Source organism: Pseudarthrobacter scleromae (assembly GCF_014644515.1).
Taxonomy (GTDB): Bacteria; Actinomycetota; Actinomycetes; order Actinomycetales; family Micrococcaceae; genus Arthrobacter; species Arthrobacter scleromae.
Window position 1 is genome coordinate 56,005 of record NZ_BMKV01000004.1, and the last position, 12,823, is coordinate 68,827.

Consider the following 12,823-nt stretch of genomic DNA (forward strand, 5'->3'; position numbering starts at 1 on the left):
ATGACCAAAAGCGCCGACACGCACTGCCCTTACTGCGCCCTGCAGTGCGCCATGACGCTCACGTCTCCCACGGCACTGACCCCGGCTTCCCGGCCGGGGTCAGTCCCCGTGCCGGGAACTGTTGCCCCCGGAATCCCCCTGGCCGCACCCCTTGAAGTCAGCGGCCGGGACTTCCCCACCAACCGCGGCGGCCTCTGCCGCAAGGGCTGGACCTCCCCCTCCCTCCTGAACCACCCCGGGCGGATCACGGAGCCGCTCCTGAAGGGGCCCGACGGCGTCCACCGGCCCATCAGCTGGAACCAGGCCCTGGACCTCGCCGTGTCTGCCGTGAAGGACGCCCACGCCCGGTACGGTGCCGACGCCGTCGGCGTGTTCGGCGGTGGCGGCCTCACCAATGAAAAGGCCTACATGCTGGGGAAGTTCGCCCGGCTCGCCCTGGGCACCTCCCGCATCGACTACAACGGCCGGTTCTGCATGTCCTCGGCCGCGGCGGCCGGGATGCGGGCTTTCGGCGTTGACCGCGGGCTCCCCTTTCCCCTCGAAGCGCTGGACACCGCCAGCACCATCCTGATGCTCGGCTCCAACGTCGCCGAAACCATGCCGCCGTTCGTGCAGCACCTCAAGGGAACCCGCGACGCCGGCGGGCTGATCGTGGTGGATCCGCGCCGTTCCGCCACGGCCGCCTTCACGGCCGACGGCGGCGGCCTCCACCTCCAGCCCCTGCCGGGCACCGACCTGACCCTCCTCCTGGGCATCTCCCACGTGGTCATCCACGAGAACCTGGTGGACACCGCGTACCTGGCTGACCGCACGTCCGGCTACAACGCCGTAGCCCGCAGCGTCAACTCCTTCTGGCCCGAACGGGTGCAGTCCCTCACCGGCGTCCCGGCTGAACTTATCCGCGAAACGGCCCGCCGGCTGGCCCGGGGCGCACGCGACGGCGGCAGCTACATCCTCACCGGCCGCGGCGTGGAACAGCACGTGGACGGTACCGACACTGCCACGGCAGCGATCAACCTGAGCCTCCTGCTGGGCCTGCCAGGCTCGGCCCGAAGCGGCTACGGCACCCTCACCGGCCAGGGCAACGGCCAGGGCGGACGTGAGCACGGCCAGAAGGCCGACCAGCTCCCCGGCTACCGCAAGATCACCGATCCCGCCGCCCGCGCCCACGTGGCGAAAGTCTGGGGCGTGGAGGAGGACCTCATTCCCGGGCCGGGCCTGCCGGCCGTGCAGCTGTTGAAGTCGCTGGGCAAGCCCGACGGCGTCCGCTGCCTTTTTGTCCACGCCTCCAATATCGCCGTGGCCTCTCCCGACGCCAACACCGTGATCGCAGGGCTTCGGAGCCTGGACTTCCTGATGGTCTGCGACTTCTTTATGTCCGAGACGGCCGCTGAGGCGGACCTCATCCTTCCCGTCCTGCAGTGGGCGGAGGAAGAGGGCACCCTGACCAACCTCGAAGGCCGCGTGCTGCGCCGCCGCCGGGCCCTCACTCCGCCGGCCGGCGCCCGCAGTGAACTGTGGATCATGGCGCGGCTGGCCGAAGCCCTTGACGCCCCCTCCACCTACAGCGAGGACCCCGAGACCGTGTTCGAGGAACTCCGCCTTGCCTCTGCCGGCGGACTGGCGGACTACTCCGGAATCGACTACGCCATGCTGGATCGCGGCGAAGCCGCATACTGGCCCTACCCCGCCGGCAGCCAGGGAACACCGCGGCTGTTCCAGGACCGGTTCGCGCACCCGGACGGCAAAGCCGTGATGACCCCGGTGACGCCGCGCCGCCGTCGTACTCCTGCCGGACCACCTGCAGGAGATGGCACCGCCGCGAAAACCATGACCCTCATCACCGGCCGCCTCCTGGAGCACTACCAGTCCGGCGCGCAGACCCGGCGGGTGTCGGAGCTGCTGGCGGCGCAGCCGGAAGCGAAAGTGCAGATCCATCCGGCGGCTGCGGCGTCGATGGGCATCACCGAGGGGGCGCTCGTGTCCGTGGCCAATGAGCGCGGCGAGGTGCAGTGCCGGGCCCAGCTCAGCACCGCCATCCGTCCCGAAACCATCTTCCTGCCGTTCCACTTCCCCGAACTCGAGAGTGCGAACCGCCTCACGGAGGCGGCCACAGACCCCATCTCCGGGATGCCGGAATTCAAATTCAACACCGTATGGGTCCGGCCCGTAGCCGCGCCCCTTTCCACCAACGTGCTGCAAACGACGGAGGCCTCATGAGCGAGCAGATTGTCATTGTGGGATTCGGCCCGGTGGCGGCCCGGCTGGTTGACGAACTCCTGCCTGCCGTCCGCAGCGGCAAGGTGGGCCTGACAGTGGTGGGCGAGGAAGCTGAAGCCGCCTACAACCGCGTGCTCGTGGCCGATCTCGGCGTGGGCAGGACCACCGCCGAGGCCCTGGCCCTCTCAGACGCCGCGGAGCTGACCGCCCAGGGCGCCGACATCCGCCTGGGCGTCCGGGTGAAGCGTGTGGACCGGGCCCGGCAGCAGGTCCTCCTGTCCGACGGCGGTGCCGTCCACTACGACCGCCTGGTCTTTGCCACGGGGTCGCGCCCGGTCATTCCCAACCTGACCGGCATCAACCCCGACCCCACCCACCCTGTCCTCCCCGCCGGCGTCACCGCCCTTCGCGACATCCGCGACGCCGAGGCGCTGCGGCGGGCCGTGACCGGCGGCAAGCGGGTGGTGGTCCTGGGCGGCGGCGTCCTGGGCCTGGAGACCGCCCTGGCCGCAGCGGAAGAAGGAGCCACCGTCACGGTGGTCCACAACGGCCCGCATCCGCTGGGACGCAACATCGACCGCGGCGGCGGCTCCGTACTGGCGGCGAGCCTGCGCCGCTGCGGCGTGCGCATGGCCGGCAACGCGCGCTCCACGGGCGTGGAGCACAACGCGCCCGACGGCGGCTTCTCGGCGCTGCTGCTCGACGACGGGTCCGCGATCGACGGCGACCTCCTGGTGCTCTCCTGCGGTGTCCGCCCCCGCACTGAGCTCGCCGAGGGCTGCGGGCTCTCCACGTCCGCGGGCATCCTGGTGGACCACAAACTCCGCGCGCACCACGAGCCGCACATCTTTGCCATCGGTGACTGCGCCGAGGTGCGCTGCCCGGATCCGGACTGCGCACCCTGCCGCAACGCCAAGGGGCCCTCCGGCCTGGTGGGGCCGGGCTGGCGGCAGGCCGAGTGGCTGGCCGGGTACCTGACCCTGCTGGCGGACGGCGGGGAGGACGCCGCCCTGCTGCCGGCGCTCCCGGCGGAGCAGCCGGGCGTGATCGTCCTGAAGGCGCGCGGCATGAACATGGCCGTGGCCGGCGACAATTCCGCAGAACCCTGGGACGAGGACGCCCTTGCTGCCGGCGCGGTGAACGGGCGCCCGCGCCTCCAGGTTTCCCAGTGGGCGGACCCGGAACACGGCCGCTACGTCAAAATGACCACCCGCGGCGGCGTCCTGGAGGGCCTGGTGGCGGTGGGCATGCCCCGCACGGCGGCCGAGCTGGTGGGGCTGTTCGAACGCGGCGCGGAACTTCCGGCTGACCGGTCCCTGCTGCTGCGCCTCGACGGGCCGGACCAGCTGCCGGGCACGGGTGCCGCCGATCCCGCGGGCACCGTCTGCCGGTGCGCCGGGGTCAGTGGAGCCGCCATCCAGGGCGCCGTTGAGGAGGGCTGCTCCACGGTGCCCGAGGTGTCCAAGGCAACGCGTGCCGGAACCGGCTGCGGCGGCTGCCATGAGGACATCAAGGGGCTTATCGAAAAACACTTCCGGGCGGTCCAGGCCGCCTGACTAGGAAGCGGGGGCCACGGGAACGCCGAGCGGGGTGCCGTTGCCCCAGCCGGCGTCCACTGCTGCCTGTGCGAGCGCACGGGCCATCGCATCGCCGTCGGGAGCGGGAGCGCCGTTCATGGGCGCGGAGGTGACGTACGGCATTTCGAGCGTCTCGTCGCCCCGGACAGCTGTGAGGACAACGTTCGCGGAGGCGCCCCCGGCCTCGCCCCGGAAGTAGCCGGTCCACTGCAGGCAGGCGAAGTCACCGATTCCGGTGACGGGTGAGCAGTCGGGCGCCGACTTCGCTGTGGAGATGTCCTGCGACGAGGCGGGCGAGGTGAGTGCCACCGACAGGGCCGTGATGCCTCCGTCCATGGACTTGCTCGAATACGTGCAGAGGTAGGCCTTGCTTCCGGGCGGCCTGTCACTGCTGTTCTGGCCTGCAGGCATGATCCCGGGTACGACTTTCGCGGCAATTTCAGGAGTGATGAGGTCGCAGGCAGGGCTGGTCCCACCGGTGGAGGGGCGGGGTGCAGGCTCCGGAGTGTTTTGCTTCCCGGGCTGCGAACACCCGCCAAGAAGAGCGGACGCCGCAAGGAACAGGACGGGTACGGCTGCCGGGGTTCTCACTTGTTGACGCCAGGAGGAGATCCCGGGACCCCGGCCAGGAAGTCCTCGGCGAAGCGCTTCACGCCGTCCCACTCGGTGTAGATGTAGTCGCGGGACGTGTCCAGGTCCTGGGAGCCCCTGTCCTTGGCGATCTTCTTCATCATCTGGCGTTTCAGGAAGTTGTAGTGGGTGTACATCAGCGCACCGGAGAACATCGCTACATGGCGGGGGTGCCAGCCGGTCTCCTCCTCGAACTTTTCCACGTAGCCCTCCGCACTGGCTTCATCCCCTTGGGCGGCAAGGCTGACAGAGACCAGGGCGGACGGCAAACGACCAAGTTCGCTGCGGTTCTTGCGGACAAAGTCCGCAACGTAGCCCTCGTGCTTGCCAATATGCACCGACGCCGCCACGATGACGGCGTCCTGCCCGTCCGGAATGCCGTCCGGAGCCTGTTTGAGGTCCGCGGTTTCAGCGTGGTGCCCGTGCGCCCGGATCACATCGGCGATGTACTCCGCTATGTGGGCCGTCTGCCCTTCAACGCTGCCGTAGGCAATGTAAATAGAAGCCATGCTCCACTGTGCCTGCAGGGCGCGGTGGAGCAGTAGGGCACAACGTCCCCGGTACGCGCATACTCAGGCCGGGGCCTTGGGAATGAGGATCCAGAGCACGATGTAGGCCAGTTCGCCGACCCCCACCAGGCCAAAGATCACGAAGCCCAACCGGACCAGGAATTTTGGAAGCCCGAAACGGGCTGCCAGGGCTGCGCACACCCCGCCAATGATTTTGCCGCTGCGCGGCCTCACGAGTGCTGTTGACATTTCTTCCGCCTACCCTTCCGATGGCTAGTGCAGGGACGGCCGGGAAAATCCGTTGATGGAATTCCCGGCCGTTCCTTTGAGGAGTCTATGCACGCGGCACGGAGTGGTCCAGACTCACGAGCCCCTGGAATCCGGTGGATTCCTACGCGTCCCTACAGGTGGACGTGAAGGCGGCGGGCCGCCTCCGAAATGGAGCCGCTGAGGGACGGGTAGACGGTGAAGGTGCTGGCGACGTCGTCCACGTGCAGCTTTTGCTTCACCGCGATGGAGATGGGGAAGATCAGCTCCGAGGCGTTGGGCCCCACGACCACCCCGCCGATCACGGTTCCGGAGCCCTTCCGGGCAAAGATCTTCACGAAGCCGTCGCGGTGGTTCCGCATCTTGGCGCGGGCGTTGCTGCGCAGGGAGAGCTTGATGATGTCGCCCTGGTATTTGCCCGAATCGATCTCAGCTTCCGAGACGCCTACGTTCGCGATTTCCGGTGACGTGAAGATGTTCGAGGCCACCTGGTGCAGTTTGAGCGGGGTGACGGTGTCGCCCATGAAGTGCGCCACCGCGATGCGGCCCTGCATGGCCGCCACGGAAGCCAGCGGCAGCACGCCGGTGCAGTCACCGGCGGCATAGATGTTGGGAGCCGAGGTGCGTGACACGCCGTCCACCTTGATGTGGCCGCTTTCGCTGACCGCCACGCCGGCCTCTTCCAGGCCGATCCCTGCGGTGTTGGGGATGGAGCCCAGGCACAGCAGGCAGTGGCTGCCGGTCACCTTGGAACCGTCGCTGAGGGTGACCACCACGCCGTCGTCCGTCCGCTCCACGGTCTCGGCGCGGGAGCGGGACAGGACCCGGACGCCGCGGCGTTCGAAGACTTCCTCCAGTACTACTGCCGCGTCCACATCGGATCCGGGAAGCACCCTGTCACGGCTGGAAATCAGGGTGACCTTGGATCCCAGTCCGTTGTAGGCGGAGGCGAATTCTGCCCCGGTGACACCGGAACCCACCACAATCAGTTCCTCGGGCAGCTCGTCGAGGTCATAGATCTGCGTCCAGTTGAGGATCCGTTCGCCGTCCGGGCGCGCCGTGGGAAGCTCGCGCGGATGGGCGCCCACGGCGAGCAGGATGGTGTCCGCCTCGACGGTTTCGGTGCCGTCAGCGGTGAGGACTTCAATGGTCCGGTCATCCAGCAGCCGGCCGGACCCGGTGATGATCCGCACGCCCAGGTTCTCCAGGCCGTCATGGATGTCCTTGGACTGGCTGCGGGCCAGGTTCAGCAAACGGTCGTTGATGTGCTTGAGGTCGGCGCGCATCACGGGCACAAAGTCGCCCCCGTCGACGTCGAACTTCACTCCCAGCTCGCCTGCCTCCCCCACGCGGGTCATCAGGTCCGCGGTGGCGATCAGGGTCTTGGAGGGGACGACGTCGGTCAGCACGGCCGATCCGCCCAGTCCTGCGCGCTCGATGATGGTGACCTGCGCCCCCAGCGAGGCGGCCACCATGGCGGCTTCGTACCCGCCCGGACCACCTCCCAGGATTGCGATCCGGGGGGAACTGAAATCTGGATGCGTAGTCACAAACAATCATTCTCCTGCAACTCCCCCGCACGGCCAAAGAAAACGGTCTCTCACGAAAACCGGCCCAGGCTGGGCGGCGTGACGGACGGCAGGATAGCTTGTACCAGTGAGTACAACTGACTTCCTGAACACCGATCCCTTTGCCGCCGCGCGTGCCGCAGCCGACTACATCGCCGAGGAAACCGGCGTGGACAGCCACGACGTCGCCCTGGTTCTTGGCTCCGGCTGGGGCGAGGCAGCCGACCTGATCGGAGATACCACCGCCACCCTGTCCGCCGACGAGGTCCCCGGTTTCCACGCCCCGGCGGTGGAAGGGCACGTGGGCACCATCCGCTCGGTCCTGACCACGGGCGGCAAGCGGGCACTGGTGCTGGGTGCAAGGACGCACTACTACGAAGGCAAGGGCGTGCGCGCGGTGGTGCACGGCATCCGCACCGCGGCAGCCGCCGGCTGCAAAACCCTGGTGCTGACCAACGGCTGCGGCGGGCTGCAGGAAAACTGGACCCCGGGCACCCCGGTGCTGATCAGCGACCACATCAACCTCACCGCCGCCTCGCCGCTGGAGGGCGCCACGTTCGTGGACCTGACGGATCTCTATTCGGCCCGGATCCGCGGCCTGGCCCGCGAGGTCGACGCCACCCTGGAAGAGGGCATCTACGCCCAGTTCCCCGGCCCCCACTACGAGACACCCGCCGAGGTGCAGTACGCCAAGCGCATCGGGGCCGACCTGGTGGGCATGTCGACGGCGCTGGAGGCCATCGCGGGGCGGCACGCGGGAATGGAGGTGTTCGGCATCTCGCTGGTCACCAACCTTGCCGCCGGCATCAGCCCCCAGCCGTTGAGCCACAAGGAGGTCATCGAGTCCGGGCAGGCTGCCGGACCGCGGATTTCGAAGCTGCTGGCAGAGATCATCGGCCGGCTCTGACCAGCGGCGCGGTCACGCGCGGCGCCCCTGCCACAGGCATTTCGTGGCCGGGGTTGGAAGAACTGGCGGGCCAATGACGATAGCGTTAGGCCCATGACGTCTTCCGATGCCGAAATCCGCCTGCTCAATGATGCCCGCGCGTGGGCTGCCCAAGACCCGGATCCGGTGACGTCGACCTCCCTCCTCGAGCTCATCCGGCAGGTGGAGAACGGCATTCCGGCAGCCCGCCAGGAACTCGAGGACAGCTTCCGCGGGACGCTGCAGTTCGGCACGGCAGGGCTCCGGGCGGCCCTGGGTCCGGGCCCGAACCGGATGAACCGGGTGGTGGTGCGCCGGGCCGCCGCAGGCCTGGCGGACTTCCTGCTCTCGGCGGTGGGCGAGTCATCGCCGGGAACCCGGCCTCGCGCCGTCGTCGGCTACGACGCCCGGCACAACTCGGACATCTTTGCCGAGGAAACCGCAGCAATTTTCACGGCAGCCGGGATAGAGACGTTCCTGATGCCTGCGGCGCTGCCCACTCCCCTGCTGGCCTTCGCCGTCAGGGCGCTGGAGTGCGACGGCGGGGTCATGGTGACCGCCAGCCACAACCCGCCGCAGGACAACGGGTACAAGGTGTACCTGGGCCGCCATGCCGTTCCGGAGAACGGCAACGGCGCACAGATCGTCGCCCCATACGACGCCGCCATCGCCGCCCGCATCAACGCGGTGGGACCGCTGGACTCGATCGCCCTTGCCCCCTCCGGCTGGACTGTCCTGGACGGGTCCCTTGCAGCCGACTACGAACGCTCCACGGCCGCGCTGGCCATGCCCGCCGAGTTCCCTGCCCGTGACCTCAGCATCGTCCTGACTCCCCTGCACGGCGTGGGCGGCGGGACCGCGCTGGCGGTGTTGAACGCCGCAGGTTTCAAGGACATCACCTTGGTGGCGGAGCAGGCCGAGCCGGACCCGGATTTTCCCACCGTCAGCTTTCCCAACCCGGAAGAACCCGGCGCCCTCGACCTGGCACTGGAGTCCGCCGAACGGCTGGGGGCAGACATAGTGATTGCCAACGATCCCGACGCCGACAGGGCGGCCGTTGCGGCAAAAGACCCTGACACCGGCGCCTGGCGGATGCTCCGCGGGGACGAGGTGGGGGCGCTCCTGGGAGCGCACGTTGCCGCCCGGATCGCCGCGGGCAAGGCAAAGGACGACGGCGGCGCGGAAGAAGGTGCCCAGGGAGTGTTCGCGAACTCGATCGTGTCCTCCCGGCTGCTGGCCCGCATCGCCACAGCAGCCGGCTATGCCCACCAGGAAACGCTGACCGGGTTCAAGTGGATTTCCCGGGTTCCCGGGCTGGTGTACGGCTACGAGGAAGCCCTGGGCTACTGTGTTGCGCCGGATCTGGTGCGGGACAAGGACGGGATCTCGGCTGCCCTGCTGATCGCGGAACTCGCCGCGGCCGCCAAGGCTGACGGCAAGACCGTCTTTGACACCCTGGACGAGCTCTACCTGCAGCACGGCCTGCACGCCAGCGACCAGCTCAGCATCAGGGTTGCGGACCTGGGGCTCCTGGACGCGATGATGAACCGGCTCAGGGTCTCCCCGCCGGAAACGTTCGGATCATCCGCTGTTGAGGTGTACACGGACCTGGCCCAGGGCAGCGACCAGCTGCCGCCCACGGACGGGCTGCTGTACGTCACCAGGGACCTGACGCGCGTGATCATCCGTCCGAGCGGCACCGAGCCCAAGCTCAAGTGCTACCTCGAAGTAATCCAGCACGTGGGTTCCGCCGCGGAACTGCCGGCCGCCCGGCAGTCGGTACGGGCGGCGCTGGACGACGTGCTCCGCGACGTCAGCGAAGCGCTGGGGCTCTAGCCGCTACAGCTCAACCTCGACCATGCCGTCGCTGATGCGGGTGCGGAAGGTGGCGATGGCCAGGCCGGGCGTGCTGAAGCATTCACCGGTTTCAAGGTCGTAGACCTCTTTGTGCAGCGGCGAGGCGATGGTGGGGCGCTCCCCGCGTGAGCCCAGGATCCCGCGCGCCATGACGTGTGCTCCCGTGGCAGGGTCCTCGTGCGCTACCGCGAAAACCTCGGTGGCGCCGGTGCGGAAGAGGGCAATCTGGCGTCCCGCAACCAGGGCTGCCTCGCCCCAGGCGATCTCCAGGTCCTCCACCGGGCACACGCTGTGCCAGCCGCCCGTGATCCCGGATACCGCCTCGTCAAGGTCGGCTTCGAGTGCCCCAAGTTCCAGTGTTGCCGTCATGTCCGGCTCCTCTCCCTGCGCGGGTAATCCTTATCAGTGGGCCGCCTTTGCAGCCGTGAACCACGCTAGGCTCCGGGTGTTTCAGAGGCGTGCAGTGAATGTGTCCGGCGCGTAAAAGACACCTCACACGGCCGGAAATGCGTTCGTGATGCAGAAGTTAAGTTGACGAAACAATTGGGAAACTGAAGCGAAACTGCGTCTCCCTAGTCTGGATGGACAGCTCGACAGAGAAGGCTGCAGTTCCACTGCGGCCCATGCGAAAGGCCATCAGTGACCGAACAGACTTCAAGCACAGAGACTCCGCGCCGCATCGTCGTCGCCGGCGGCGGCCCCGCGGCCCACCGTTTTGCGGACGCAATGCATGCCCGTGGCCTCGATGGCTGGCATGTCACGGTCCTCACTGAGGAAGCCCACCTGCCCTACGACCGCGTTGCCCTCTCCAAGGCCCTCACGGACAAGGACGTGGACCTTACGCTGGGAACTGCAGCTATGTGGGACCACCCGTCCCTGGAGCTCAAGACCGGCGAGCGGGTCATCAAGATCAACGCCGAAGCCAAGACCGTGGAGACGGCTGCCGGCAACACCTTCGAATACGACGAGCTGGTGGTGGCCACCGGCTCGAACGCCGCACGCCTGCCCATCCCGGGCGCCGAACACACGCACGTCTACCGCACCCTCGAAGACGTATGGGCCATCAACGAGGCCATCGCCGGGCTGAAAGAGAAGCTGGGCCGCAAGGTCAACGCAGTCACCATCGGCGGCGGCCTCCTTGGCCTCGAATCCGCCGCCGGCACGGAGCAGCTGGGCGCCAACCCGATCGTCATCGACGGATCGCAGTGGCTGATGGCCACGCAGCTGGACGAAGGCGCCGGCCAGGCCATGGGACGGCTCATCAAGGCGAAGGGCTTCGAAGTCCACGGCGGCGTCTTCCCGTCGGAAGTCCTGTCCGACGACGACGGCCAGGTCACCGGCGTCCTCATGGCGGACGGCCGCATCATCGAAGCAGACATGGTCATTGTGGCCATCGGCGTCCGGCCCCGTGACGAACTCTTCCGCGCCGCCGAGGGCGAGGAACAGGTATTCAGCCTGGGTCCCCGCGGCGGCGTGGTCATCAACGACTACTGCGAAACCGAAGTGCCCGGCATCTGGGCCATCGGCGAGGTAGCCAACTTCGGCGGCATGTGCCTGGGCCTGGTTGCCCCCGCCAACACCATGGCGGAGATTGTGGCCGACCGGCTGCACGGCGGCGACGCCACGTTCCCCGGCTTCGACACCGCCACCAAGCTCAAGCTCTCCGGCGTGGACGTGGCCAGTTTCGGCGACGCGTTCGCCAAAACCGAACACGCCCTCGAAATCGTGTACGCCGACCCCGCCCGCGGCGTGTACCAGAAGATCGTCACCACAGACGATGCCAAGACCCTGCTGGGCGGCATCTTCGTGGGCGACGCCTCACCGTACATGAGCCTCCGCCCGCTCCTCGGCCGCGAACTTCCCGCCGAACCCGGCGCGTTCCTCACCGCGGCAGGCGGCGGCGAAGCCCCCGAAACGGAACTTCCGGACGACGCCACCCTCTGCTCCTGCAACAACGTCACCGCCGGCAGTATCCGCGACGCCATCAACGGCTGCGGCGCCTGCGAGGGCAACGCCCCCGTCCAGGAACTGGGTGAGCTGAAGGGCTGCACCCGCGCCGGCACCCAGTGCGGTTCCTGCGTGCCGATGCTCAAGAAGCTGCTGGAAACCGAACTCACCAAGTCCGGCGTCGAAGTCTCCAAGGCCCTCTGCGAGCACATCGAACTGTCCCGCCAGGAACTCTTCGACGCCATCCGCGTCCTGGAAGTCACCTCCTTCGAAGAGATCATGGCCAAGTACGGCACCGGCGCAGGCTGCGACATCTGCAAGCCCACCATCGCCAACATCCTGGCCAGCCAGAACAGCGCCTACGTGCTGGACGCCGGCCGCGGCACCCTGCAGGACACCAACGACCGCGCCCTGGCCAACATGCAGAAGGACGGCACCTACTCCGTTGTCCCCCGCATCGCCGGCGGCGAAATCACCCCGAAGAAGCTCGGCGTGATCGCCGCCGTCGCCGAAAAGTACAACCTGTACACCAAGATCACCGGCGGCCAGCGGATCGACATGTTCGGTGCCCGCCTGGAGCAGCTGCCGGAAATCTGGAAGGAGCTGGTGGACGCCGGCTTCGAATCCGGCCAGGCCTACGGCAAGAGCCTTCGTACCGTGAAGTCCTGCGTCGGCTCCACCTGGTGCCGCTTCGGCGTCCAGGACTCGGTGGCCATGGCCATCCAGCTGGAACTGCGCTACCGCGGCCTGCGGAGCCCGCACAAGCTCAAGATGGGCGTCTCCGGCTGCGCCCGGGAATGCGCCGAGGCCCGCGGCAAGGACGTGGGCGTCATTGCCACCGCGGACGGCTGGAACCTGTACGTCGGCGGCAACGGCGGCGCAACACCCGCCCACGCCCAGCTGCTCGCCAAGGACCTCGACGACGAAACGCTGATCAAGTACATCGACCGCTACTTCATGTACTACATCCGCACCGCCGACCGGCTGCAGCGCACCGCACGGTGGCAGGAAGAGCTCGACGGCGGCATCAAGCACGTTGAGGACGTGGTGGTCAAGGACACCCTGGGCATCGCCGCTGACCTCGAGGCCGCCATGGCCAAGCACGTGGACACCTACATCGACGAATGGGCTGACACCCTGAAGGACCCCGAGCGGCTGCGCCGCTTCCGCTCCTTCGTCAACGCACCCGACCAGAAGGACGACTCCATCACCTTCGTCCCGGACGAGCGCGGCCAGATGCGCCCGGCAACGGCGGAGGAAAAAGGGAAAGTCCTCATCGGCGCTTCCATCCCGGTCCGGTCAAATAACGAGAACGAGGTATAG

10 protein-coding genes are annotated in these 12,823 nt (G+C 67.9%); 5 read left to right on the forward strand and 5 right to left on the reverse strand.

Annotation, left to right across the window (positions count from 1 at the left end; all coding sequences use genetic code 11):
- A complete protein-coding gene (locus tag IEX33_RS11250) occupies window positions 1-2,220 on the forward strand; it encodes a molybdopterin oxidoreductase family protein (protein WP_188730230.1) in 2,220 nt (739 codons plus the stop codon).
- Complete coding sequence (locus IEX33_RS11255; protein ID WP_188730232.1) at window positions 2,217-3,776, forward strand: FAD-dependent oxidoreductase; 1,560 nt, start codon at window positions 2,217-2,219, stop codon at window positions 3,774-3,776. The genes IEX33_RS11250 and IEX33_RS11255 overlap by 4 nt, the downstream gene beginning before the upstream one ends.
- Here the strand turns inward: IEX33_RS11255 and IEX33_RS11260 are convergent, their stop codons facing one another.
- From IEX33_RS11260 to IEX33_RS11275, 4 genes are all read right to left on the reverse strand, one after another.
- Window positions 3,777-4,388: a hypothetical protein gene (locus IEX33_RS11260; RefSeq protein ID WP_188730233.1), complete on the reverse strand. Its 612-nt coding sequence runs from the start codon at window positions 4,386-4,388 to the stop codon at window positions 3,777-3,779.
- A complete protein-coding gene (locus IEX33_RS11265; protein WP_188730236.1) occupies window positions 4,385-4,936 on the reverse strand; it encodes a flavodoxin domain-containing protein in 552 nt (183 codons plus the stop codon). The genes IEX33_RS11260 and IEX33_RS11265 overlap by 4 nt, the downstream gene beginning before the upstream one ends.
- Before the next feature lie 63 nt (window positions 4,937-4,999).
- Window positions 5,000-5,185, reverse strand: a complete 186-nt coding sequence (locus tag IEX33_RS11270) for a PspC domain-containing protein (protein WP_104185318.1) — start codon at window positions 5,183-5,185, stop codon at window positions 5,000-5,002.
- 152 nt (window positions 5,186-5,337) lie between these two features.
- Window positions 5,338-6,753: an NAD(P)H-quinone dehydrogenase gene (locus IEX33_RS11275; protein WP_174175643.1), complete on the reverse strand. Its 1,416-nt coding sequence runs from the start codon at window positions 6,751-6,753 to the stop codon at window positions 5,338-5,340.
- A gap of 106 nt (window positions 6,754-6,859) precedes the next feature.
- Between IEX33_RS11275 and IEX33_RS11280 the strand changes: the two genes are divergently transcribed.
- Together IEX33_RS11280 and IEX33_RS11285 are read left to right on the forward strand one after the other, a co-directional pair.
- Window positions 6,860-7,678, forward strand: coding sequence for a purine-nucleoside phosphorylase (locus tag IEX33_RS11280; RefSeq protein ID WP_188730237.1), 819 nt, complete (start codon window positions 6,860-6,862; stop codon window positions 7,676-7,678).
- Window positions 7,679-7,771: 93 nt separating this feature from the next.
- Window positions 7,772-9,532, forward strand: coding sequence for a phospho-sugar mutase (locus IEX33_RS11285; RefSeq protein WP_188730239.1), 1,761 nt, complete (start codon window positions 7,772-7,774; stop codon window positions 9,530-9,532).
- Window positions 9,533-9,535: 3 nt separating this feature from the next.
- On the opposite strand, the gene nirD is transcribed toward IEX33_RS11285, so the two are convergent.
- Window positions 9,536-9,922, reverse strand: coding sequence for a nitrite reductase small subunit NirD (nirD, locus tag IEX33_RS11290; RefSeq protein ID WP_188730241.1), 387 nt, complete (start codon window positions 9,920-9,922; stop codon window positions 9,536-9,538).
- 270 nt (window positions 9,923-10,192) lie between these two features.
- On the opposite strand from nirD, the gene nirB reads away from it, so the two are divergent.
- Window positions 10,193-12,823 carry a nitrite reductase large subunit NirB gene (gene nirB, locus IEX33_RS11295; RefSeq protein ID WP_188730242.1) on the forward strand — a complete coding sequence of 877 codons (2,631 nt, stop codon included), beginning with the start codon at window positions 10,193-10,195 and terminating at the stop codon, window positions 12,821-12,823.

Excerpts from the sequence above, each read along its gene's own strand:
- IEX33_RS11255 (WP_188730232.1), top strand. The coding sequence starts at position 2,217 with ATGAGCGAGCAGATTGTCATTGTGGGATTCGGCCCGGTGGCGGCCCGG.
- IEX33_RS11270 (WP_104185318.1), bottom strand. The coding sequence starts at position 5,185 with ATGTCAACAGCACTCGTGAGGCCGCGCAGCGGCAAAATCATTGGCGGG.
- IEX33_RS11250 (WP_188730230.1), top strand. The coding sequence starts at position 1 with ATGACCAAAAGCGCCGACACGCACTGCCCTTACTGCGCCCTGCAGTGC.
- IEX33_RS11285 (WP_188730239.1), top strand. The coding sequence starts at position 7,772 with ATGACGTCTTCCGATGCCGAAATCCGCCTGCTCAATGATGCCCGCGCG.
- nirD (WP_188730241.1), bottom strand. The coding sequence starts at position 9,922 with ATGACGGCAACACTGGAACTTGGGGCACTCGAAGCCGACCTTGACGAG.
- IEX33_RS11265 (WP_188730236.1), bottom strand. The coding sequence starts at position 4,936 with ATGGCTTCTATTTACATTGCCTACGGCAGCGTTGAAGGGCAGACGGCC.